The sequence below is a fragment of the Arthrobacter roseus genome, from assembly GCF_016907875.1.
Taxonomy (GTDB): Bacteria; Actinomycetota; Actinomycetes; order Actinomycetales; family Micrococcaceae; genus Arthrobacter_J; species Arthrobacter_J roseus.
In genome coordinates this window covers 2,866,920-2,890,378 of the sequence record NZ_JAFBCU010000001.1, presented here as the reverse complement: position 1 = coordinate 2,890,378, position 23,459 = coordinate 2,866,920, and the positions used below count along the sequence as shown (strand labels likewise).

22 protein-coding genes, 1 tRNA gene and 1 pseudogene are annotated in these 23,459 nt (G+C 60.3%); 15 read left to right on the top strand and 9 right to left on the bottom strand.

Features of this window, described 5'->3' with window-relative positions; translation table 11 throughout:
- Positions 1-50: 50 nt before the first annotated feature.
- The 3 genes and pseudogenes from JOE65_RS13980 to JOE65_RS15645 all read left to right on the top strand — a co-directional run.
- Positions 51-434: a helix-turn-helix domain-containing protein gene (locus tag JOE65_RS13980; protein ID WP_205163763.1), complete on the top strand. Its 384-nt coding sequence runs from the start codon at positions 51-53 to the stop codon at positions 432-434.
- A gap of 31 nt (positions 435-465) precedes the next feature.
- Positions 466-1,113, top strand: a complete 648-nt coding sequence (locus JOE65_RS13975; protein WP_205163762.1) for an ImmA/IrrE family metallo-endopeptidase — start codon at positions 466-468, stop codon at positions 1,111-1,113.
- Positions 1,035-2,153: pseudogene (locus JOE65_RS15645) on the top strand (recombinase family protein); the annotation flags it as partial. The gene JOE65_RS13975 and the pseudogene JOE65_RS15645, both read left to right, overlap by 79 nt.
- Positions 2,154-2,871: 718 nt before the next feature.
- On the opposite strand, the gene JOE65_RS13960 reads toward JOE65_RS15645, so the two are convergent.
- The 6 genes from JOE65_RS13960 to JOE65_RS13935 all read right to left on the bottom strand — a co-directional run bounded on the left by JOE65_RS13960 (position 2,872) and on the right by JOE65_RS13935 (position 10,415).
- Positions 2,872-2,948: transfer RNA gene (locus JOE65_RS13960), tRNA-Pro, on the bottom strand.
- Positions 2,949-3,013: 65 nt separating this feature from the next.
- Complete coding sequence (locus JOE65_RS13955) at positions 3,014-3,397, bottom strand: SdpI family protein (RefSeq protein WP_205163761.1); 384 nt, start codon at positions 3,395-3,397, stop codon at positions 3,014-3,016.
- A gap of 27 nt (positions 3,398-3,424) precedes the next feature.
- Positions 3,425-5,284 (bottom strand): ABC transporter ATP-binding protein, encoded by a 1,860-nt coding sequence (locus tag JOE65_RS13950; RefSeq protein ID WP_205163760.1) that lies wholly within the window; start codon positions 5,282-5,284, stop codon positions 3,425-3,427.
- The gene (locus JOE65_RS13945; RefSeq protein WP_205163759.1) at positions 5,281-7,098 is read right to left on the bottom strand and encodes an ABC transporter ATP-binding protein; all 1,818 of its coding nucleotides are present in this window, start codon (positions 7,096-7,098) and stop codon (positions 5,281-5,283) included. The genes JOE65_RS13950 and JOE65_RS13945 overlap by 4 nt, the downstream gene beginning before the upstream one ends.
- A gap of 84 nt (positions 7,099-7,182) precedes the next feature.
- The gene (locus tag JOE65_RS13940) at positions 7,183-8,109 is read right to left on the bottom strand and encodes a metallophosphoesterase (RefSeq protein ID WP_420827512.1); all 927 of its coding nucleotides are present in this window, start codon (positions 8,107-8,109) and stop codon (positions 7,183-7,185) included.
- A 23-nt stretch (positions 8,110-8,132) separates the two neighbouring features.
- Complete coding sequence (locus JOE65_RS13935) at positions 8,133-10,415, bottom strand: transglycosylase domain-containing protein (protein ID WP_205163758.1); 2,283 nt, start codon at positions 10,413-10,415, stop codon at positions 8,133-8,135.
- Between the two features lie 37 nt (positions 10,416-10,452).
- On the opposite strand from JOE65_RS13935, the gene JOE65_RS13930 reads away from it, so the two are divergent.
- The 3 genes from JOE65_RS13930 to JOE65_RS13920 are packed head-to-tail and all read left to right on the top strand — an operon-like array spanning position 10,453 to position 12,026.
- A complete protein-coding gene (locus tag JOE65_RS13930) occupies positions 10,453-10,608 on the top strand; it encodes a Sp36 family protein (RefSeq protein WP_205163757.1) in 156 nt (51 codons plus the stop codon).
- A gap of 2 nt (positions 10,609-10,610) precedes the next feature.
- Positions 10,611-11,102, top strand: coding sequence for an Atu1372/SO_1960 family protein (locus JOE65_RS13925; protein ID WP_205164246.1), 492 nt, complete (start codon positions 10,611-10,613; stop codon positions 11,100-11,102).
- A 9-nt stretch (positions 11,103-11,111) separates the two neighbouring features.
- Positions 11,112-12,026 (top strand): NUDIX hydrolase, encoded by a 915-nt coding sequence (locus JOE65_RS13920; protein WP_205163756.1) that lies wholly within the window; start codon positions 11,112-11,114, stop codon positions 12,024-12,026.
- Positions 12,027-12,094: 68 nt separating this feature from the next.
- Here the strand turns inward: JOE65_RS13920 and JOE65_RS13915 are convergent, their stop codons facing one another.
- Positions 12,095-12,772, bottom strand: coding sequence for a Crp/Fnr family transcriptional regulator (locus JOE65_RS13915; RefSeq protein ID WP_205163755.1), 678 nt, complete (start codon positions 12,770-12,772; stop codon positions 12,095-12,097).
- Between the two features lie 195 nt (positions 12,773-12,967).
- Here JOE65_RS13915 and moaA point away from each other — a divergent pair, with 195 nt between their 5' ends.
- The 9 genes from moaA (at position 12,968) to JOE65_RS13870 (ending at position 21,988) form a co-directional block, all read left to right on the top strand.
- Entirely contained in the window at positions 12,968-14,011 is a 1,044-nt protein-coding gene (gene moaA, locus JOE65_RS13910; RefSeq protein WP_205163754.1) for a GTP 3',8-cyclase MoaA, read from the top strand.
- Between the two features lie 93 nt (positions 14,012-14,104).
- Positions 14,105-14,896, top strand: coding sequence for an enoyl-CoA hydratase-related protein (locus tag JOE65_RS13905; protein WP_205163753.1), 792 nt, complete (start codon positions 14,105-14,107; stop codon positions 14,894-14,896).
- Positions 14,893-16,167, top strand: a complete 1,275-nt coding sequence (locus tag JOE65_RS13900; RefSeq protein ID WP_338021653.1) for a hydroxymethylglutaryl-CoA reductase, degradative — start codon at positions 14,893-14,895, stop codon at positions 16,165-16,167. Before JOE65_RS13905 ends, JOE65_RS13900 begins: the two co-directional genes overlap by 4 nt.
- Complete coding sequence (gene mvk, locus JOE65_RS13895) at positions 16,127-17,146, top strand: mevalonate kinase (RefSeq protein WP_205163752.1); 1,020 nt, start codon at positions 16,127-16,129, stop codon at positions 17,144-17,146. The genes JOE65_RS13900 and mvk overlap by 41 nt, the downstream gene beginning before the upstream one ends.
- Positions 17,143-18,168: a type 2 isopentenyl-diphosphate Delta-isomerase gene (gene fni / locus JOE65_RS13890; protein WP_205163751.1), complete on the top strand. Its 1,026-nt coding sequence runs from the start codon at positions 17,143-17,145 to the stop codon at positions 18,166-18,168. The genes mvk and fni overlap by 4 nt, the downstream gene beginning before the upstream one ends.
- 44 nt (positions 18,169-18,212) lie before the next feature.
- Positions 18,213-19,199, top strand: coding sequence for a diphosphomevalonate decarboxylase (mvaD, locus tag JOE65_RS13885; protein WP_205163750.1), 987 nt, complete (start codon positions 18,213-18,215; stop codon positions 19,197-19,199).
- Positions 19,196-20,314: a phosphomevalonate kinase gene (locus JOE65_RS13880; protein ID WP_205163749.1), complete on the top strand. Its 1,119-nt coding sequence runs from the start codon at positions 19,196-19,198 to the stop codon at positions 20,312-20,314. Before mvaD ends, JOE65_RS13880 begins: the two co-directional genes overlap by 4 nt.
- Before the next feature lie 94 nt (positions 20,315-20,408).
- Positions 20,409-21,593 carry a MarP family serine protease gene (locus tag JOE65_RS13875; RefSeq protein WP_205163748.1) on the top strand — a complete coding sequence of 395 codons (1,185 nt, stop codon included), beginning with the start codon at positions 20,409-20,411 and terminating at the stop codon, positions 21,591-21,593.
- Positions 21,594-21,688: 95 nt separating this feature from the next.
- A complete protein-coding gene (locus JOE65_RS13870; protein WP_205163747.1) occupies positions 21,689-21,988 on the top strand; it encodes a hypothetical protein in 300 nt (99 codons plus the stop codon).
- Positions 21,989-21,991: 3 nt separating this feature from the next.
- On the opposite strand, the gene JOE65_RS13865 is transcribed toward JOE65_RS13870, so the two are convergent.
- A complete protein-coding gene (locus JOE65_RS13865) occupies positions 21,992-22,981 on the bottom strand; it encodes a DUF2332 domain-containing protein (RefSeq protein WP_205163746.1) in 990 nt (329 codons plus the stop codon).
- Positions 22,978-23,424 (bottom strand): type II 3-dehydroquinate dehydratase, encoded by a 447-nt coding sequence (gene aroQ, locus JOE65_RS13860; RefSeq protein ID WP_205163745.1) that lies wholly within the window; start codon positions 23,422-23,424, stop codon positions 22,978-22,980. The genes JOE65_RS13865 and aroQ overlap by 4 nt, the downstream gene beginning before the upstream one ends.
- Between the last annotated feature and the right edge of the window lie 35 nt (positions 23,425-23,459).

Here is a 23,459-nt window from a genome sequence, read left to right as displayed (position 1 = left end):
ACAAAATGAACGACCAGTTCATACTACGGACAGAAATTGGAGACCACCGAATGCAAGACCACGATATACAAAAACTGGCGGACGCCATCCGTGAACGCCGCCAAGAACTGGGACTGTCCGCCAGCGAGGTGGCCCGCCGGGCCGAGATCGCCAAGGGGACCATCACCCGGCTCGAACTCGGCCAAATTGGCAGCCCCCGCATGGACAACCTCCGCTCGATCGCCGACGTCCTGCAGATCCCGCTCACCAACCTCTTGGCCGAATCCCGTGTCCTGCGCGGCTCAGACCTCCCCACGCTGCAACCATATCTGCGCACTAAGTTCAAGGACATGCCCGAAAGCGCCGTCCGTGAGATCGAAGAGCACTTCAAAGCCGTAGCCACCCGGCACGGAATCAACACCACTAACGGCCCCGCGCCAGGTGAGGACGAATAACCCAAAATCATTCTCAGTGAAAGGAGAAGCCATGACTAACATCAGCACACCAACACCATTTGAGCGCAGCGTCCTGTCCACTCTCCGATCGCTCATTCCTAACCGCCCAGTGCATTCACTGGCTGAAGCCAAACAAGTCGCCGAACACCAAGCCATCCGATTGCTACAGCTCCACCATCTTTCCGACGGACCGGTACCTGTCGAGTTCATCGCCGAACTTCCCAAGATCGAGATCGAACTTGTCGAAGCACCCGTTTCCGGAGCCAGCTTCTGGAACGGTAACGCCTGGATCATCCAGCTGAACAAGCACGAAAGCTACTGCCGCCAACGCTTCACCCTGGCACACGAATACAAGCACATCATCGACCACAACCGCGCCGACCAGCTCTACCTGGGGTCGAAGGACGTCAGCGCCGCGCAGCAAGCCGAGTATGCCGCGGACTACTTTGCAGGGTGTCTACTCGTACCCAAGATGCTTCTCAAACGTGCCTACTACGGCGGCATGCAGCGGCCCTCGGAACTAGCCAAACACTTCCAGGTATCAGAGATCGCCATCGTCGTGCGACTGCGCCAGACCGGCATCGCCGAGCCGACATCACGATGCATACCAACCAGCACACCGTTTTCCCGACCATGGCAGTACACCACGAACAACCGCACCCAACTACAAGGAGTCTGACCATGACCACCAATGACATCGAGGCTCTGCGCCCACGCAAGGCCGTGCTCTACCTGCGTGTTTCCAGTAAGAAACAGACGGAGACCGCCGTCGACATCGACAAAGACGGCAACTCCATTGCCACCCAGCGCGACATCTGTGAGCAGAAAGCTGGTTCTCTTGGCGCTGAGATCATCCATGAGTTCGTCGAGCCCGGTGTCTCGGCCCAGACCATTGAAAAGCGCCCGCAGTTCCAGGCCATGATGACGTTCCTGGCCAACAACCGGGATGTCGACTATGTCATCGTCTATGCCCGCTCACGCGCATTCCGAAACTTCGTGGATGCCGCGATTACCCGCCGTCACCTCGACAAGCTCGACGTCCGGCTACTATCCGCCCGCGAAGATTTCGGCGAAGGAACGTATGCCGAAGCCATAGAGGCCGTCACCGACATCATGAATCAGGTTCAGAACCAGCTCAGTGGCGAAGACATCCGGATCAAGATGCGCAACAAGGCGATCAATGGGGGTACGCTCACTCGGGCAAAGCTCGGATACTTGAATATCCGCAGAGACTTTGACGGCCGCATGGTGAACAGTATCGGACTCGACGAAAAGCGCGCACCTCTGGTTCTGAAAGCCTTCGAGCTCTACGCCACCGGCAACTATTCAATCGAACGGCTTGAAGCAACAATGGCCGACATTGGGTTGGTCTCCCGACGCACTTCCCGCTATTCGGAAATGCCGGTATCTGCCAGCAAGCTCCACGCCATGCTCAAGGATCCGTACTACGTCGGCTTCCTGGTCTACAAGGGAGATGTATACCCAGGTCGCCACGAACCACTCATCGGCCAAGATCTCTTCGACCAAGTCCAGGAGGTCATGAGCGCGCGTAGCGGTGCCGGAACTCGCGACCGCGTCCACAACCACTATTTGAAGGGAATGCTGTTCTGTCACGAGTGCCACGCACGCGGCAGGGAAAGCCGCATGATCTACGTTCAGGCAAAGGGCCGCAGCGGTTCGCTCCACGAGTACTTCTTTTGCCGTGCCAAGCAGGAAGGCCTTTGCGACACCAAGTACATTCCAACCTACGTAATCGAAGAGAGCGTTGTTGACGAATACGCACGGCTCAAGTTGGAGCCTACATTCGAAGCTGACATTCGAAACCGTTTGACGAAGGTGCTCGACAGCGAACAGGAAGATATCAAAGCCACCTATGCCGCACTGCGTAACCAGCTCTCCGAAATCGAGCGAAAAGAGTCTCGTATTGTTGACCTCGCCGCGGACGGCACACTGCCAACCAGCAAGATTCGCGAAAAGCTGTTCGAGCTGGCGCAGCAGAAGAATCGCATCGAAGACAGCCTGGCGAACGTCGAGGGCAAGATTGCGGCTGGCGGCAAACTACTCGCAGCGGCGCTGGATCAAATCACGGACACGCAGCGCTATTACCAAGCTGCACCGGATAAGGTCCGAAGGATCCTCAATGAATCCTTCTATCATTTCTTCTGTGTCGCCGAAGATGGGAAGGTGTCCGCAGAACTCAACCATCCATTTGATGACGTCATGGCCGCTCAGACGGCGTTCTCCGGCCTAAAAACGGCATCGAACGATTCGTCCCAAGTATCGACCTCGTCGTCCCAGAATGGGCCGTTTTTGACCGTTTCAGACATATTGAACGGCCAATCTCAGGGCAACAAAAATGGCGCCGATTTCTCGACGCCATCTCCGTTATATTCACTGAAGTCGGTCTACTTGAACCATGGTTCGAATAAAGCGACTCTGGTCGGGGTGACAGGATTTGAACCTGCGACCTCGTCGTCCCGAACGACGCGCGCTACCAAGCTGCGCCACACCCCGATCGCTGCTCATAAAGCAACTGTTTCAGCTTAGCTGACATGGTCCTTCAGCGCGAAATGGCGGGTTTAGCGCTGCAGGCCGGGGCTGTCCCCAGCAGAGCCGGAGCGGCTTTCGTTCACAGCCTTCGCCGCGTGGTGCGCACGAAAGCCCGCAACGATCACCAGCGCGAGCACGCCGACGGCCCACACGACTGTCCACACGGTAGCGCCGTCGTCGTCCGGGACCTGCACAAACACGAGCACAGCGAAGGCAAAACTGAACAGGCTCGCCGTGAGAATCCTGGGGGCGGCGGCGCGGTGTCCTGCTTCCCACGACGCGTCGGAGGCCATGACTGCCGGCAGCCGGATACCAAAGGAACCGTTGCGTGCGATCGTGCCGCGCCGCCCTTGTCGGGCCATGACGAACAACAGTGCGCCGACCACGGTCATCGACAGGACAGAGAACAGCATGGCGCAACTACTTCCGAGGAGGGCAGGTTATACGAGGGAATCCTGCCACGCCTCGTGCAGCTTCGCGAAACGACCGTCCCCGGAAATCAGCTCCTCCGGTGTGCCGTCCTCCGCAATCTGGCCGTCGTGAACCACCAGAACACGGTCCGCAATGGAGACCGTGGACAGTCGGTGCGCAATAATCAGCGCGGTCCGGCTACCCAGCAGTTTCTGCAGCCCTTCCTGAACCAGTCGTTCACTGGGAATGTCCAGCGACGACGTCGCCTCATCCAGGATCAGCACTGCTGGATCGGCGAGGAACGCACGGGCAAAGCTGATCAACTGCCGTTGTCCGGCCGAAACGCGTCCGCCGCGCTTGTTCACATCGGTGTCGTACCCGTCCGGGAGTGACTCGATGAACTCATGCGCACCAACGGCACGGGCTGCGGCCTCGATTTCGCTGCGTTCAGCCTCGGGCTTCCCCAGGCCAATGTTGTCGGCAACGCTCCCGCTGAACAGGAACGCCTCCTGCGTGACCATGACGACGGCGCGCCGCAGATCCGTGGGGTCGACGTCGCGCATGTCCACGCCGTCGATGGTCAGCGAACCCGAGGAGACGTCGTAGAAGCGGGCAATGATTTTAGCCAGCGTGGACTTTCCCGCGCCGGTCTGACCCACCAGAGCCACGGTCTGTCCTGCAGGAATATGCAGATCAAACTTCGGCAGAATCACCGGCCCCGTTCCGTAACGGAAGTCGACGTCATCGAACCGCAGATCACCCTTTGCGTTTTTTAGCTCCACCGGGTTCTTGGGCGGTTGAACGGTGGGAACTTCCTCGAGGAGCCCGGACACTTTCTCCAGGGCGGCCGACGCCGACTGGAACGAGTTATAGAACATGGCCATCTGATCCACTGGCTGGAAGAAGCGCTTGCTGTAGAGCAGCAGTGCCAGCAGTGCGCCTACCTCCAAGCTGCCGTCGATGACACGGAACCCGCCAGCGAGCAACACCACAGCCACCGTCACGTTGCCGATGAGTACCAGGCCTGGCTGGAAGATACCGTTCAGGTTGATGGAGCGCACGGTTACGCGCCGGTAGTCCTCAGCGAGCTCGTCATAGCGCTCTGCATTGGGCTTCTCACGGCGGAACGCCTTGACTGCACGGATCCCCGTCATGGTTTCGATGAAGTGCACAATCAACTTCGCAGACGCCACCCGGGAGTTACGGAATGCCACTTGTGAGCGGGTCTGATACCACCGGGTGAGGAAGTACATGGGTACGCCGGCAATGAGGATCAGTAGTCCGGTCCGCCAGTCCAGCAGAAAGACGGTGATTGCAGTGAAGAACATGAACATGAAGCCCGAAGCCAGCGAACTCACACCGGAATCCAACAACTCGCGCAGCGCCTCAAGGTCCGAGGTCTGCCGGGAAATGATCCGCCCCGATGTGTACTTCTCATGGAACTCAAGGCTGAGCCTCTGCGTATGACGGAACACCCGTAACCGTAGGTCAATGAGCATGGCCTGGCTGAGCACCGCCGTCGCTCGCACGTAACCGGCGGTCAAGGTGGCCGTAAGGATCGCGGCAACAATGTAGGCGGCTCCGGCCAGGACCAGCATGGTGCTGTCGCCGTCCATCAGTGCGGGCAGAGCGTGGTCAATGGCAAAGGCAATGAGGGCAGGCCCGGCCACACGCGCAGCCTGCGACAGGACAACGAGCGTCACCGTCAGAATGAACTGCCTGCGATTGGGCCGGATCAGCGATCCCAGAAGCCGCAGCGAGCGTTGGCTGACGGCCTTGCTGTCAGCCTTGTTGAGGTTGAAATTGTCTTCATCAGCAGTGCCCGACGGCGACGCGGAAACATCCGGGGTGCCAGCGGCGGATGCTGCAGTGTCTTGTCGCTTCCTCATGCCATCGCCTCTTCGTCGTCGTTCTCATGGTCGCTGTCCAGATCCACCGGTTCCTCATTGAGGCTGGCGATCACATATCGGTAGTGGGAGTTCGTTGCGAGTAGGTCCGTATGCGTACCGACCGCGCTGATCCGCCCGTTCTCCAGCAGTGCCACCCTGTCCGTCAGGACCACGGTGGAGGGCCGGTGCGCGACGATCAGCGTGGTGGTGTCGTGGAGGACATCGCGGAGACGATCCTCCACCAACTCCTCCGTGCGCACATCCAGGGCCGATAGCGGATCATCCAGGATGAGCATGCTCGGTTTCGCGGCGATGGCGCGTGCCAACGCGAGCCGCTGCCGCTGACCACCAGAAAGACTCAGGCCCTCCTCTCCGATGAGGGTATCGACGCCATTGGGCAGTGAGTACGCGAAATGCGCCTGCGCGACATCCAGGGCTTCGGTCAGGGCGGCTTCGGCGTCGTCGTCCTCCGCCAGGTCCGCCCCCATCAGCACGTTGTCACGCACGGAATTGGAGAACAGCGTGGTGTCCTCAAACGCGACGGCCACATGCTTTCTGAGATCTGCGACAGCCAGGTCGCGAAGGTCGACGTCGTCGAGGGTGACTGAACCGCCGGTGACGTCGAAGAGGCGAGGGACGAGCTGCAGGAGCGTGGATTTTCCGCTACCAGTCACGCCCACGAGCGCCATTGTTTCGCCGGGCTTCAGCTCCAGGTCAATGCCGTTGAGGATGTCCGGGGTGCCGTCCACGGCATCGGGAAAACGGAAGTGCACGTCGTTGAAGACCAGTTTGCCGCGAGGTTCTTTCAGCGTGCGGGGCTGCTGCGGCTCTACGATCTCCTGCTCCGCGTCCATGACTTCGTAGTGGCGGTCAATCGCGGTCTTCGCGGTGTATGTCATGGCCAGCAGCGGGCCAATAGCCTCGACGGGACCGGCGACGACGGCGGCCGTTGCGAAGAATGCGACCAGCGCAGCGATGCTGACATCTCCGGCCGCGGCGAAGAGCGTGCCCACGATCAGGGCGGCGCCCAGAGCGAGCTCGGGCAGCAGAGTGATGACCAGTGAAAAACTCGCCAGCGAACGGGCCTTGTGAATCTCGGTTTGGCGCAGTTCCTCGGCTTGCTCACTGAACGCGTCCAGCGCTTCGCCCCCGCGGCCGAACGCCTTGAGGACACGGATACCATGTACAGACTCCTCAACCGTTGTGGCGAGGTCACCCGTCTGGTCCTGACTCTTGCGGGACACGCGACCATAGACCGTGCGGAAGCGGAATCCGTAAAGGACTATGGGCACCGCCGCCACCAGGAAAATCAGGGCGAGCGGCCAGCTCGTGAAGAACATGATGGTGATACCGATAACCACTGTCAGTGTTGTCACCACGAGCATGATGACGCCGAACGCCATCCAACGCCGCATCAGGTTGAGATCGCTCATTGCCCGGGAGAGCAGTTGGCCGCTGCCCCAACGGTCGTGGAAAGCGACGGCGAGATCCTGCAGGTGTCGGTAGAAGGACGTCCGCATGTTCGTCTCAACCGTCGTCGCCGGATTGATGACGAAGAACCGGCGCAGGGCCACGAAGGCTGCCTCTAGCGTGCCCAGCACCAGGACGACGCCGGAAGCGATCCACACGGTCTGCCCGGATGCTCCCTCGCGAAGAGCTGAGTCCACGAGAACCCGGAAAACCTGCGGAATGGCAAGGGCCATGAGACTGGCACCGAGAGCACACAAGAGCCCGAGGACCAGCCGAGGAATGATGGGTTTCACATGAGGGTACAGACGGCTGAGTGACTGGTTGAGTGAAGTCTGGTGCGGCATGCCGGCTCTCGCGTCAAGGGTTAGTTGTGTCCTTCAGCAACTATCCTAGTTCACAGCGGTTGGTAAGTCCCGATCAGCGAGTGATTAAGTGGCTGCGGATTTTGCCGTCAGCGTTACCAGGACAGCTTCCGGGCGGCACGCAATACGGATCGGCGCGAAACGCGAAGCCCCGATTCCAGCCGAGACGTTCAGCGGCACTGTCTTCCCGTTGTTTTCCCACACGGTGAGTCCTCTGGCCCGCCACGTAGGCAGGTCGCAGTTGGTCACCAGCGCGCCATATCCGGGAATGCAGATCTGCCCACCGTGGGTGTGCCCAGCAAAAATAATGTCAGCATCCGCATCCGTGAAGGAGTCCAAGACGCGCTGATACGGTGCATGCGCGACGCCGATACGCACGTTCGGCGCGCCAGATCCGGTTGAACTGCCGAGGGGAAAGCCCGCAAAGACGTCCCTGCCAAGATGCGGATCGTCGACGCCGCTAAAGTCCAACCGCAGCCGACCGTACACCTGTGACTGGTTGCGGTTTGTGAGATCAACCCAACCGGCCTTGCCGAACGCGTTGAACATCTCAGGCCACGGCAACGCTTTCGGCTCATGTTTCACCTTCGACGGCGATGTGAAGTAACTGAGCGGGTTTCGCATGGAAGGCGCGTAGTAATCGTTGGACCCCGGAACAAAGACACCCGGGAATCGCATCAAGGGTGCCAGGGCATCCAGCAAAGGACCAACGGCCTGGGGGTGGCTCAGATTATCTCCGGTATTGATCACCAGATCTGGTTCCAGAGCCACCAAACTTTTCAGCCAGTCGATCTTGGCCTGCTGACCCGGAACGAGATGAATGTCCGATACGTGAAGTACTCGCAGCGATTTCGAGCCGGGCGGCAACGCCGCAACGGTCTCCTCACGTACCTCGAAACGACGGGGCTCGATAAGGCTTCCGTAGGCGAAAGCAGCGGCACCGGCAACCGTGATGACAGCCGCTGCACCCGTTAACTTCTTTATGTCGTCCACAGTCGCCCCCTCGTTATCCGCGATTAGTTGTCTTTGTCGTCGTTGTCCTTGGGTGGTCCTGGCTTATCGGCCGGTGGACCAATGGTCCTGTCACCGTTGCCACGGTCATCACCACCACCGTCATCATTGCCGCCGTCACGGTTACCCGGGGGAGTGATGTCCGGACGATCACGCTTGATCGGCGCAGGGCTGTACAGCATGTCTGACGGCGGATTCTGGAACTCCTTTGCTGGCAGGAGGCCAGAGACCTTCTGCATCATGCTCGCGAGCGACGGACCAGCAATGAATGACCCATCAATTTCCGGGTACACCTGCCCGCCAATACTCATTTCCGACAGGCTCGTACTGTTGGACTTCCAGTTACCCAGCCAGCTTGCCGTGGACATAGACGATGTGTACGTCATGAACCAGGTCTGCGACCTGGGGTCATTCGTTCCGGACTTGCCCGCCGTAGGGACCCCACCCATGTCCAACAGCGCACCTGAGCCCGATTTCATGACTTCTTGCGTTGCATAGTTGACGCCTTGCGCCACATCCTCGGGGAGGGCCTGCTCACAGGACTTGCCCGGGACCTCGAACTCGCGGCCGTCAACAGCTGTGACGGAGGTGATAGCACGAGGGTCACACCGTAGCCCCTCGGCGGCGAACGTTGCAAAGGATGTAGCCATAGCCAGCGGAGTCACCGCTTCGGACCCGATGAGGCCGGATGGACGGACATCAAATTTCTCGTACTTACCGTCTGCGCTCCTGGCCGGGTGGGCACCGGCTGCATACGCGATATCGAAAATACGGCACAGGTCCAGTTGTTTGGCAGACGCCATGGTCACCGTGTTGTACGACTGAGCAAGGCCCTTCAGGACCGTGTAGTTGCCGTAGTGCTCATCGTTGTAGTTCTGAGGAGTGTAGTCCTCAGGTCCGACAACGTATTGGCCACCTTGAAGACAACTCGCTTCCCACGTATCACCGACAGGGTAAGTGGTCTTGCTGCCATCAACGACGTCGTTCAAAGCTTTACCGGCATCCAGCCAGGCTGCCACGGTGAACGGTTTGAAGGTGGACCCCGGCTGGAAGCCGCCAATGCCGTCCAATGGCTTGGTAGGATCTCCGCCCTCGAAGTAGTCGACGTTGAAGTTGTAAACACTGTTTGCTTTGTCCGGCGCGGGATTCAGCTTGGTATTCTGCGCCATGGCCAGGATGTTGCCCGTCCCGGGCTCAACCGTCACCATCGAGTGGCCAACACCTTCTGAGCTCTTGGCAGCAGCGGCTGTCTCCATGACGGAGGTCTTCGCGGCATCTTGAATTTTGGCATTCAACGTGGTCTTGATGGTCAGACCACCACGGAACAACGTTGCCTGACGAATTTCGCGCGTCTCGCCGAATGTGGAGTCGTTCAGAATTTTGTCAGCCACGTACTGGCAGAAATAGTCCGCTTGAACAGCGCCGTAGCAACCCGCTGGAAGGGGAGTGATTTTCAGGCCAAGATCAGTCTTGACGGCGGCGTCGTACTCTTCCTGCGTGATCTTCTCGTACTTGAGCATGCTGCGCAGCACCAGATTACGTCTCTCCAGAGATCGCTCAGGATTGGCCTCTGGGCTGTAGAACGAAGGGCCATTGACTACGCCAGCCAGCAGCGCCGACTGAGGGACGGACAAGTCCTTGGCATCCACGTTGAAGAAGTACTGGGCGGCAGCCTCAACGCCGAAGACGGATCCCGTGAATGGCACGATGTTCAAATAGCCGGCAAGGATTTCGTCCTTGGACATCCTCTTCTCGACGGCAATGGCGAGCTTGGCCTCACGCAGCTTGTCGCCGATGGTTTTACTACCGCTCATCTGACCTGAACCGGCATTGAGCAAAACGTTGGTCACATACTGCTGTGTCAACGTGGAGGCACCACGGGTTGTATCGCTCTTAAGGTTGCTGGCAGCCGCAGCGATGATGCCTTCCATATCCACGCCGCCGTGTTCATAAAAGCGGTTGTCCTCTATGGCAATAATGGCATCGGTCATGTTCTCGCTGACCGCATCCAGCGTTACTGGCTGCCGGTTCTCCTCATACAGGGTGGCGATCAGCGAACCGTCCGAGGCGAGCATTTGCGTTGGTTGAGCCAGCGGTGCACGCTCAAGTTCTGCCGGAAGCTGTTCGAAGAAGTCGACGGAAGCGGACGCGCCAGTGCCCGCGGCCGCAGCCACCGGGACCAGAAGTCCAGCTGCCAACACACCGCTGAGAGCACTCACGCCCAAAAAGGCCATGATTTTTCCCAGAGTGGTAGCTGTGTCAAAAATAGGGGAATTACGAGCTGCCATGAAACCCACTTTACAAGCACCGGCTAGTCTGTGAAGCATGACCAAATGGGAGTACACCACAATTCCGCTCATCATCCACGCCACCAAGCAGATTCTCGACCAATGGGGAGAGGACGGCTGGGAGCTCGTTCAGGTCATTCCAGGCCCGGACAACAACGGACTCGTTGCCTACCTCAAAAGAGAGAAGGCATAGCCGTGAACGCTGACAACTCGGCCCAATCCGCTGAATCTGCCGTCGAAAAACGGCTCCACGAACTAGGTATTACGCTCCCCGAAGTAGCGCCTCCAGTAGCGGCGTACGTTCCCGCCGTCGTCAGCGGCTCCTACGTTTACACCTCTGGGCAGTTGCCCTTTATTAAGGGTGAACTCACAGGCGCTGGCAAGGTCGGCGCCTGCGTAACACCCGAGGACGCGAAGAAACTGGCCGCCACCTGCGCGGTCAATGCACTCGCCGCTATCAAGGAACGCCTGGGCAACCTTGACCGAGTCACCAAAGTTGTCAAAGTCGTTGGATTCGTCGCATCGGACCCCACGTTCACGGGTCAGCCCGGAGTCATCAACGGAGCTTCTGAACTCCTCGGTCAAGTATTTGGGGATGCCGGAGTGCACGCCAGGTCCGCCGTCGGGGTGGCCGTCCTGCCGCTCGACGCGCCGGTCGAGGTGGAAGTCATCGTAGAGTTCGCCTAGCCTGTACCAGTGCCTGAGCAGAGAACCCGGCTATTCCGCATCCCCCCGCATCAGCTCGGGGCGGCGCAGAGCTGGATGGAACACGGTGAACGAACACCCGTCAAACCACGCCTCGCAGCATCGGTGGTGCTGGTCCGCGACACTGCGGCAGGTACGGAGACGTACCTCACCTACCGCGGAGGTGAATCGCCATTGGGTGCGGTAGCGTTCCCCGGTGGAAGCCTGTTGCCAAGTGATGAGGAACTCGTGGACTGGTACGGGCCCACCCCCATCCAGTGGTCCGCCTACCTCGGCATTGACGACCATCAGATTGCCCGCCAATACGTCTTCGCAGCCATCCGGGAACTGTTTGAGGAAACGGGGATCCTCCTGGCAGGCTCCGATGACTCATCGGTACTCGAAAACAACCGGGGCCCCGAGTGGATGGCGGCGCGCGAGGCCGTTGCTGCGGAAGATGAAAGTTTTGCCTCACTTCTGAAGAAGCGGGCCCTGGGTGTCCGAACGGATCTGCTTAAACCGCTCTCGCGTTGGCTTTCCCCGGACTTTGCTCACCGGCGATTCAACACTCAGTACTTCGGTGCAGCCCAACCCGTGAACCAGGAAGCTTCACTTCTCACCAGCAAAGGCATCTGGGGTGCTTGGAAGTGCGCCACCCACATCGTTCAGAACCAGGACACCACTGCCCTCGGCGACGAAACAGGCCAGGAACTCGCCGGGGGCCTCATCCTGAGCGAAATTACGGTCCCCGCCGTACCGGTGACGCTGGAGAAGATAGCGTCGTCCAAGGGCTGCATTGCTTACCTCTCACACAAACGTCCGCTGCGCACGTTTCAGCCGGAACTGATTGAGCAGGACGGCGAATACATGCTGCAGGTGCAGACCAACGCCGGAACTGAGGGCGGGTCCGCGCAGCGTGGCCGTTGAGCCAGGCGCTGCGGGGATCCTGTACCTGAGATGACGTTGAGAGCCGCGAAGGTGCTGCCTCGTACGTGCTAGCGGCTACGCTGCCGTAGCCGCTGGATGTCGAGGATGACGACCGCGCGGGCTTCGAGTCGCAGCCACCCGCGCTGAACGAACTCGGCCAGGGCCTTGTTGACCGTTTCGCGGGAGGCGCCCACCAGCTGCGCGAGCTCTTCCTGTGTGAGCTCGTGGGCAACAAGGACACCATCCGTGGCTGGACGGCCAAAGCGGTCTGCCAGGTCAAGGAGAGCCTTTGCAACGCGGCCGGGAACATCGGAGAACACCAGATCAGCCAAGGACTCATTGGTGCGGCGGAGCCTGCGTGCCAATGCCTGAAGTAGCTGTACAGAGACCTCCGGACGGCTCTGCAGGAGCATGCGTAGGTTGTCGTGGCGAAGGCCTGCAAGCCTTGTCTCGGAGACTGCGGTTGCCGTAGCCGTGCGGGGACTCGGGTCAAATAGCGCCATCTCGCCGAACAGCTCGCCCGGACCAAGGATAGCGAGGAGGTTTTCGCGGCCGTCCTGGGCTGTGCGGCCGAGCTTGATCTTTCCGGACACGATGAAATACAGCTGGTCGCCTTGATCGCCCTCGCGGAATACTGACGCGCCACGGGATAGATCTACTTCGGTCAGCTCTTCAGTGAGAGCCGCGAAGACGTCATCGCCCAGAGACGCGAACAGTGGCGCACGGCGCAGAACCTCGATATCCATGAAATCTCCTGTTTAGTTTGTGACGCTTGCTCTCATTTTGCCTGACGTCATCCGCAAGTAATACCTAATCACATGCACATGGCTCCGCAGTGCGTACGTCAATATTCACCATACAGTGATCGATATCACAATTTGTCCTCTGAGGGTGGAATGATGGTCCTCGCGTTCAACCCACAGGGCGCGTAGCGTGTGTTCATGACTCCCTCCGAACTCCTGGACACCCGCAACCGCCCGCTCCGGGATTTGCGCATTTCGGTAACCGACCGCTGCAACTTCCGCTGCGTGTACTGCATGCCGCGAGAAGTGTTCGGCCGAGACTACACATTCCTGCCACGCGAAGAACTGCTGACCTTCGAGGAGATCACACGGTTAGCTCGGATTTCCGTGGCGCACGGCGTCGAAAAGCTCCGACTAACCGGCGGAGAACCGCTGCTCCGCAAAGGACTGGAGGAGCTCATCGGCATGCTGGCCGAACTCCGCACTCCGCAGGGCAAACGAGTGGACATTGCCTTGACCACCAACGCTTCTGCGCTCGCCGTGAAGGCAGAGTCCCTGAAGGCCGCAGGACTGGATCGCATTACGGTTTCCCTCGATTCGCTGGATGATGCGACATTCCGCTCCATGAACGATGTGGATTTCCCGGTCGCGAAAGTCCTGAAGGGGATCGACGTCGCCCATGAAGCAGGGCTTGGCCCGATCAAGATCAACATGGTGGTTAAACGGGGCCACAATGATCACGACATTGTGCCGATGGCCCGGCATTTCAGAAACACTCCGTACATTCTGCGTTTCATCGAGTACATGGATGTGGGTAGCAGCAACGGCTGGGAACTGGGGGAAGTTGTGCCGTCGTCGGAAGTTGTGAGCCGGATCAATGAGGCGTTCCCGCTGGAGGCCATTGAGCCCAATTACCGTGGAGAAACTGCTGCACGGTGGCGCTATAAGGACACCGGTGGTGAAGTAGGCGTGATTTCCAGCGTGACCCAATCTTTCTGCAGCACCTGCACCCGAACTCGCATCTCGACGGAGGGAAAGTTGTTCACGTGCCTATTCGCTACGGAGGGCCACGACCTCCGAGCACTGCTGCGCTCTGGGGCAACAGATGAAGAACTCTCTGAGGTCATGGCTGGTATCTGGCGCAGTCGGACCGACCGATACTCGGAGTTGCGCAGCTCCCGCACGGGCGGACTGGGGCCAGCCGGAAGAAAGAAGATCGAGATGTCATACATCGGAGGCTGAACGGGAGTGACCGGCGGACACGCTAGAGTGAAACTCGGCCTTTTAGCAACCTTTCGTGAGGGTTGGGCGCGGCACAAGGACCTTGGAGGATAGATGGCAGCCTTGCGGCAGGAGCTAGTCGGGTACCGGGTACAGGATCAGGTGGCGACCATCACATTGTCGTCCCTCGCTAACCGCAACGCGTTGTCCAAGGGGCTGCTCCGGGAGCTGCTTGATGCGCTGCACACGGCCCAGGAAGACGACAGCGTCCGCGCCATTGTCATCGGTCATGACGGTCCCGCGTTCTCATCTGGAGGCGATCTCAGTGAACTTCGGCAGGACAACAACGACGACGGGCTGAGCCTTCTCCTGGAGTTGCTGCGAATGATCTGGAACCTGCCAAAGCCTGTCATCGCCAAGATCGACGGTGCCGCGAGGGCAGGCGGCATTGGAATCATTGCCACGTGTGATATCGCTGTCGCCTCGACCACTGCATCGTTCGCTTTCACGGAAACGCGAATCGGAAGTGTTCCAGCGCTGATTTCCGCGCCGGTCATGAGGCGGATGAATCCGCGTGAAGCGCAGCGACTCATGCTGACCGGAGAACTGTTCGACGCACGCATGGCTGAGCAGTCAGGTCTACTCACCAACTGCGTGGAGCCTGATGAGCTGGACGCCACCGTGGACCAGCTCGTGAAATACCTGACCCTGGGTGCGCCAGAAGCAGTCGCCGGGGCCAAGAAACTGCTGCACATGAATCGGGACACCGATTTCGGCACGGACCTGGACAAAATGCTTCCCATCTCGCAACGATTCTTCGGTGCGCCAGAAGCGCGGGCGGGAATGGACGCATTCCTGAACAAACGGAAACCGTACTGGCAGGTCAAAACCGAGGCCAGCCAGTGAGCTCATCACGTATCCCAGGGTTCTATCGGCTTAGCCTGCAGGATCGTGTCGAGTTACTCGCAGAGGAATTTAGTCTGACCGCGGAAGAACGTGAGCTGCTGCTGCGTGACCCTGCACAAGTGCACGCCAACGAAATGGTGGAGAACGCCGTCGGGCACTATGAATTGCCGTTGGGCGTGGGACTGAACTTCCAAATCAATGGACGCGATTACGTGGTCCCCATGGCCATTGAAGAACCGTCCGTCATTGCGTCGGCGAGTTACATGGCGAAATTGATCCGTGAGGCCGGCGGGTTCACAGCCGAGTCCACCGGCCGCACCATGATCGGTCAGATCCAGGTACTCGGGTGTGCGGATCCACTCCAAGCGCGCACGCGACTGATGGATAACGCTGAAGAGCTGATCGCCGAGGCAAACGGAATTATGCCCGGAATGCAGCGCCGCGGCGGGGGAGCCACGGGCCTTGAGGTCCGTGATCTGCCAGCAGAAGACGACGGCGCCGCAATGCTGGTGGTGCACCTGATCGTGGATACCCGCGACGCTATGGGTGCGAACACCATCAACACCATGGTGGAGGGTATTGCCGGTTCGGTGGAGCGGATTTCCGGCGGACGGGTCCATCTTCGGATTCTTTCCAACTTCACGGACCACTGTTTGGCGCGCGCGCGGTGTTCCATCCCCACTGATCAGCTGGCGACGTCGGGCATGAGCGGTGAAGAGGTACGAGACGGCATCGTTGCTGCCTACCAGTTTGCTGCGCGCGATGTTTACCGGGCCGTGACGCACAACAAGGGTGTGATGAACGGTGTCGATGCCGTGGTCATCGCGACCGGCAATGACTGGCGTGCCATCGAGGCCGGATCCCACGCCTACGCGTCACGTAAGGGCCGTTACACATCGATGACGCAGTGGTCCAAAGGCCAGCACGGCGAGCTGATCGGAGTTCTTGAACTACCCATGCCGGTGGGCATTGTCGGCGGTTCCATTGGGATTCAGCGAATGGCTCAGGTCTCGCTGCGGATGCTCGGTGTTGAGAGCGCCGAAGAGCTGGCCCAGATCATAGTTTCCGTTGGTCTGGCACAAAACCTTGGCGCTCTGCGCGCGCTCGCGACGGAAGGTATTCAGAAGGGGCACATGGCACTGCACGCACGTTCTGTGGCGATGACGGCGGGAGCCAGCGGCAACGACGTCGCCGAGGTGGCCCGCCAGCTGGCCGAAGCCCACGACTACCGTGTGGACACCGCCAAAGAAATTCTGGGGAGACTCCATTAACACTCCACTCTCCACGTCAACAGCTTCTCCCCGACCTGCGCTGGGACTCGCCAGCGGAAAGCTGATCCTGGCAGGGGAGCACTCGGTTGTCTATGACCGTCCCGCCATTGCACTGCCGTTCACCCGGTTGAACGCCAGAGCGCGGATCTCTTCCATCGATGGCCCCTCCCGGGTATCCAGCGGGTACTACGAGGGAACGCTCGACGACGCCCCGGACATTCTCAGCGGAATGGTCGACTGCATCCGGGCGACGGTGAAGGCGGTTGGGCATCCCGGTGAGCACCTGATGATCCAAGTCGATTCGACCATCCCCACGGGCAGGGGACTGGGTTCAAGTGCTGCGGTAGCGGCGTCGGCTGTTCGTGGCATCGCCGCCTACTACGGTGCAGTCCTCTCGCATGAAGAGGAGATGGATCTGGTTCGTATCGCAGAGGTCCATGCGCACGGGACGCCGAGCGGGATCGACGCCGAGGCCGTGGTCTCCACGGGCCCCTTCCGATTTGTCAAAGACAGGCCTGTTACCCCCTTGCAGGTGGGACGCGCCATGCATCTGGTCGTCGCCGATTCTGGGCTGAGGGGCAACACTCGGGCCGCCGTCGAGGGTGTTCGCTGCCGCTTCGAGAAAGAACGTGCCGCAACCGAGACGCACCTGGATCAGCTGGCAGCGGTGGTCGATGATGTTCAGCGCGCACTGCGCGAGGGCGATGCTGAGCTGCTGGGTTTGTCCATGAACGTAGCGCAGCGGGAGCTCTCAGCGATATGCGTGAGTGACTCCGCCTTGGATTCATTGATCGTTGAGGCTCTGCAGGCAGGAGCACTTGGCGCCAAAATCACCGGAAGTGGATTGGGCGGCTGCATCGTGGCGCTGGCACCCGACGCCGAATCCGTAGCGCCGCTGGCCAGCGCGTTGCGGTCAGCGGGAGCACAGGAAACCTGGCCCGTCGTCGTGCACGAACGAAATGTGGAGGAAGCTCAGTGACAGGTATTGTGCAGCGAAAGTCCGACCACATCGACATTGTTCTCAATGAAGATGTGAGTATGTCCACGCCCACCGGTTTTGGCGGTTACCGCTTTGTGCATCAGGCGCTGCCCGAAATAGCGTTCGACGACGTCACCACAGATACCGAGTTTCTGGGCCATGCCCTGGGGGCGCCGCTGCTGATTTCCAGCATGACCGGCGGAAACGAAGAAGCCGGAAAAATCAACCGTAATCTTGCCGAGGCCGCGGCCCAGCTGCGCATTCCGATGGCAGTGGGAAGTCAACGAGTTCTGATTGAGCGCCCGGACGCCCTGGAGAGTTTTCGGGCGGCACGCGAAGCCGCTTCGGGGGTGCCTCTCTTCGGAAATATTGGGGCAGTACAACTGAACAAGGGCGTCACCGCGGATGACATTCAACGAACCATCGACCTTCTGGGTGCTGACGGGATCTTCTTGCACCTGAACCCGCTGCAGGAGATTGTGCAAGCCGGGGGAGACACAGACTTCAGTGGTCTCCTGGACAAGATCGAGTTGCTGGTGGACCGGTTGGATTGTCCGGTGCTCATCAAAGAAGTGGGCTGCGGCGTGGATCCAGCCCTGGCGGCACGGTTAGCAGAGGTTGGCGTCGCCGCTGTGGACGTCAGCGGAGCCGGGGGAACATCCTGGGCCAGTATCGAAGCGCGCCGCGCAACGGATGAAGGCCAGCGCCGTCTGGGCGAGGTTTTCAGCGACTGGGGAATCCCCACCGTCGAATGTTTGACTGGTGCTCGCGCGGCTGCGCCGGAACTACCGTTGATCGCCTCCGGCGGGGTCAAAACCGGGCTGGACGTTGCCAAGGCAGTGACTCTCGGGGCGGACCTAGCGGGATTCGCTATGCCGTTGCTGAAGCCAGCCAGCATCTCGGCGGAAGCCGTCGTCGAACATCTCGAACAGATCCTCTACGAGCTACGGGCGGCCATGTTCCTCACGGGCGCGGACTCCCTGGCATCGCTGAAGGCAAACCGCCACCGACTGCTGCCCTGAACCTGCCGCTGAAATCAGCGTGAACGAAACGAGACAATAGCCAGATGGAAGCGAAAGCAACGGCCTACAGCAACATCGCCTTGGTGAAGTACTGGGGCAAACGGGACGAAGAGCTCATTCTGCCCACCAACCCCAGCCTGTCCATGACGGTTGACGCAATTTACACCACCACCCGCGTGCGCTTCGATGAAGCGCGGACCTCAGACGCATTCCGGCTTGACGGCGAACCCGCTGGCCAAGACGCTACACGCCGGGTAACAGAAGCACTTGACCACGTCCGGGCGTTGGCCGGCACGCGTGTCCGTGCCGTCGTCGAATCTGTGAATAGCGGTCCCACCGCAGCTGGCCTGGCATCTTCAGCATCCGGGTTTGCGGCGCTGGCAACCGCGGCAGCCACGGCCCTCGGCCTGGAGCTGGACGATACCCAGCTGTCCATTCTTGCTCGACGAGGCTCAGGCTCCGCCAGCCGTTCCATCCACGGCGGGTTTGTTCAGTGGCACATGGGAGTGGCCCCGAACGGTCATGATTCACACGGGGTGCAAGTGGCGGATGAAAAGCACTGGGACGTCGTCATGATCGCTGCGTGTGTCAACGCCGGCGCCAAAGATGTCTCCAGCCGAGATGGGATGCGCCGGACCGTGGACACGTCACCGTTCTACCGTGGCTGGCTGGACACTGTGGACCGCGATCTGGAGAACGTGCGGCGCGGCATCCTGGAACGGGATTTTGAATTACTCGGCTCCGCGGCGGAATCCAATGCGCTGAAGATGCACGCGACCACGCTCGCCGCCCAACCGCCTTTCATCTACTGGCTTCCGGCGTCCCTGGAGATCATGCAGACCGTGCGTGATCTGCGCGGAGCCGGTGTCCCCGCCTACTTCACCATGGACGCAGGACCCCACGTAGTGGTGCTCTGCCAGCCAGATGACGCTGCCGTTGTCGATGCACGGCTCAAAGAACTTCCAGGTGTAACTCAGACCTTTGTCTCCCACCCCGGTCCGCGAGCCCATGCCACGCGCGTCGGCGAATGAGCGAAAAGACTGATCCGGTGATCCGGGTTGCCGTTCCAGGCAAGCTGATGGTCGCCGGCGAATACGCCGTCCTCGAAACCGGACAGCCCAGTATTGTCACAGCGGTCAGCCGCTCTGTTTTTGTCACCATTGAGGCCAGTGACACCAACAGGTTGGATCTTCCGGACCTCGGACTGTCCGGAGTTACCTGGGAGCTCCAGGACGGCCGGGCACTGTTCGACGTCGAGGATTCCAGACTGGTCTTCATCGGCGAGGCGATCGCGGCCATAGCCGAATATCAGAGCGATCGTATCGCGTGCGGAAATGTGGAAGTTCGGAGCGAACTCGACGACTCCTCGGGCCGCAAGTACGGTCTCGGTTCCAGCGCTGCCGTCGTCGTGGGCGTGGTCGCGGCGCTGCTACAGCTGACCTCCAAGACGCCGGTAGCGCCGGAGCTGGTCTTCAGGCTGGCAGCCGTGGCGCACTTCCGCGGTCAGGGGTCCGGGTCAGGGGCCGACGTCGCCGCCTCAACTTTCGGAGGGTGGCTGCGGTACAACTCTTTCTCCCCGGTCTGGCTGACGGAGGAACTGGCCTCGGGCAAACCGCTGAAAATGATCATCGATGGTCCGTGGCCGCATCTGGTGATCGAACCTCTGACGCTCCCGGACGGGCTTGAACTGTGCGTGGGGTGGACCGGGACGCCTGCCTCTACGGGGCCCATGCTGGAGAGAATCCATCGGTTCCGGACGGATGAAGGTCCTGAATATCAGCGTTTCCTCGGCGCCAGCAACGCCGCGGTGGGACTGGCTCTGCAAGGGTTTGCGGCTAATGACGCGTCAACTGTGCTGCGCGGGCTGACCGCGAATCACGAGGCGCTGCAGTGGCTCGGCTGTGCTGCCCGAGCCCCGATTGAAACAGAATTGCTGGCCCGGTTGTCCTCGCTCGCCAACGACGCCGGAGGTGCGGGGAAATCTTCTGGGTCAGGGGCGGGGGACTGCGGAGTAGCGCTCATAGCGCCGAGGCTTGCAGAGGAACTGCGCCGCGAATGGCGCGAAGCCGGAATTTATCCGCTGGAGCTTGGCCCGGCGCCCGACGGCGTGATTATCGAACCCGGCGCCGGGCTCTTCTCCAGCTGATTGTCAGTACCCGGGACTAGACTGTTTCCACTGACAGCACGTTGACGTGCCGCAGAAAAGTACTTGTCATCGACCCGCCCGTTTGGAGTAAATAGTGCTCGGGTTAACCATGCTGGACATCGTTTTGATTCTGGCACTGCTGGTCTACCTTGTGGTGGGGCTGCGCAACGGATTTCTGGTGACCCTCGGTGGTTTGGTGGGGTTTGTTGCTGGCGCAGTTGCGGCGTTCTTTGCCATCCCACTGGTCAGCCAGTGGGTGCCCAGCGAGGGCTGGCGGGTGGCCGCCATCATCGCGACGACCATTGTGCTCATTGTCATTGGACAGTCCGTTGGCGCTGGGCTCGGCGCCGCGATCCGCCGATGGTTGAACTTCCGTCCGCTCCGGTTCATCGATAGGTTGCTCGGCGGCGCCGCCAACATTGTCGTTGCCGCCCTAGTGATGTCCATGCTTGCTTTCAGCGTGGGTGCTCTTGGCATCCCCTTTCTGTCCACGGAAATCAGCTCCTCCAAGGTGCTCTCCGGCATCACGCGTGTAACGCCTGACCCAGTCATGGCGTGGTCCGCGAAACTCCGCGGCGCCGTGGTGGCTGACGGGATTCCGCGCATCATCGACAACGTTGCGCCCGCAGACCCGGCACCCGTTCCGAACGCCGCAGTTGACACCCCAGCCCTGGCGGAAGCCTCAAAGTCGGTGGTCAAGATCATGGGAACTGCATTCCAGTGCGGACAGAACCAAACTGGTTCGGGCTGGGTTGCCGCCCCGGAGCGGGTGATCACCAACGCGCATGTGGTCGCTGGAGTGAATGAACCCGTGGTGCAGTTGCCCAACGGCCGCTCCCTGGCCGGGCGGGTTGTTCATTTTGACGAAGCACGGGATATTGCCGTCATCGCGGTCAGCGGGATGACAGCTAACCCGCTTTCGCTGGGACAACGGCTGGAAAACGGGGCCACCGCCGCCTTCGCCGGCTACCCCTCGGGAGGGCCGTTCCAGATCCAGCCGGCACGCATCCAATCGCTCTCGCCCATCAACGTCCAGAATATTTATGGGGCAAACCCCAAACCACTGAACATCTACACCCTTGCCGCCAATGTGGAACAAGGTAACTCTGGGGGGCCGCTGCTGACCATGCAAGGCAAAGTCAGCGGAGTCATTTTTGCCAAGTCAACCGTCGAGGCCCCAGTGGGCTACGCGCTCTCGCTCGACGTCATGGGACCCATCGCGGAGCAGGCGGAACAGTACACAGAGACTGTTTCATCGGGTCAGTGCGCTACCAAGTGACGCTACCGAATCAACATCAGAGGACCATGGAAAATCAGACAACGGACGAGTCCCGTCCACCGCGCCCAGTCCACAACCCATATGCAGAACAGAGCGTGTACAACCAACGTGCGCTGCGACCGTGCGACACGCACGGGCTCACAACTCATGCGGGTAGGGGGCTGGGCATTGCCGCGCTCGTCGTCGCCCTCGTGGCGCTGTTGCTGTGCTGGATCCCGTTCGTGAACAACCTGTCGGTGATCCTCGGCGCTATTGCGGTCTTGCTGGCGATCGGCTCGCTCTTTCAGGCCAGTTGGGCCAAGGGGAACAAGTGGTGGGGGGTTCTCTCATTTATCATTGCGGTGACCGCAATGATCTTCGGCATCACGCTGCACCCTATGTGGTCAGCCTTCTAGGAGCTACGTTAGCCAGTCCAGGGACTGCCCGTGCGGACCCGTTCTGGCGACAGTCTCTCCGTTGTGTTTCAGGACGAAGAGCCCCGGCACCTCCTGGGGATCTTTCTCCAGCGGATTCTCAAGCTCCGGTAGCGTCCCGAAGCCTTCGTTTGCGATCCAGTGGCACGGCCTTATTGGATCCTGGATCAGTCGCTCCATGGTTAATCGGAAGGCGTTGCGCCCCTCCGCATCCACGTAGGCGAGCACCGCGCTATGGAAAACAACAACGACGGCGTCCTTGGGTGCCTGCCTGACCAGCCTCTCAACTTCCTCAATCAGATTCCCGCGAACAATGCGCGGCGGATCACCGCGGACACTGTTGACTGCGGCACGGAGCCGAACCAACCGTTTTTCGTGCTCGGGCCACACGAGAGCCTCCAACCACGCGACGTCGTCGTCATCGTTGACATTGAGTGGATTCAAATCCACTCCGGCCCTGGAGACGACGTCAGGCAGGGCCGTAGGTAGTGGAAGGTTGCCGGTGGTTGCACATTCCAGCACCGGAGCCCCCACCAGACCGGGGCCAAGAAGCGGGGCGTCATCGAACTGGTAGCCGTACGCATCAGGGTAGAGACACAGCCCAGCAGAGGCGCCCACCTCGATCAGGGCGAGCGGCCTGGATGTCTCAGCCGCGATTCGGGCCAGCAGGGGCAGCAGGACCGAGCAGCGTCCGGCTTCGTTTGTCTGGGTGCTGCGGTCCCGCATGGTCTGGCGAATATGGTCCCAGTTGCGCAGCAGAAAGGCACGGAACGCAGGATAATGAGCCGTTTCCGCGCCGCAGAACCGGGCGGCGGCGAGCAGTAGGTTCGGTTGACGCTTGACCGCGGGAAGTTCGTCGATCAGTGCCAGGACGGCGTGATCGTTGGCGATTCCCGTGCACCACTCGTCATAAACCGGTGAATAGCCGCGCGCTTCCACAGAGGCGAACCGGCGGTAGCGGTCCGACGTCGTCATATGCGCTCCGTCAGGTACTCCACGGCCATGCGGTACCCGGAAATGCCAGCGCCAACAATGACGGCATCCGAGACTGCTGACAAGTAAGAGAAATGACGGAACTCTTCGCGTTTGTGGACATTGCTCACATGCACCTCAACAACGGGCAGGCCCACGCCCGCCAGTGCATCGCGCAGCGCGATCGACGTGTGCGAATAGGCGCCCGCGTTGATGACTATTCCTGCCGCATCACCAGCCGCCGAATGAATGGCGTCCACCAGGTCACCCTCGTGGTTGGACTGGAAACAGTCCACAGTGAAACCCTGCGATTCTGCGGTCACAATACACAACTGTTCGATGTCGGCCAGCGTCGAGGCGCCGTAAATATGGGGCTCGCGGGTGCCCAACAAATTCAGGTTGGGGCCATTGACGATGAGCAGATTCTTGCAACCAGATGCTGTCATGGCTTAACTATGCCTCAACGCGCTGCGACCCGCGT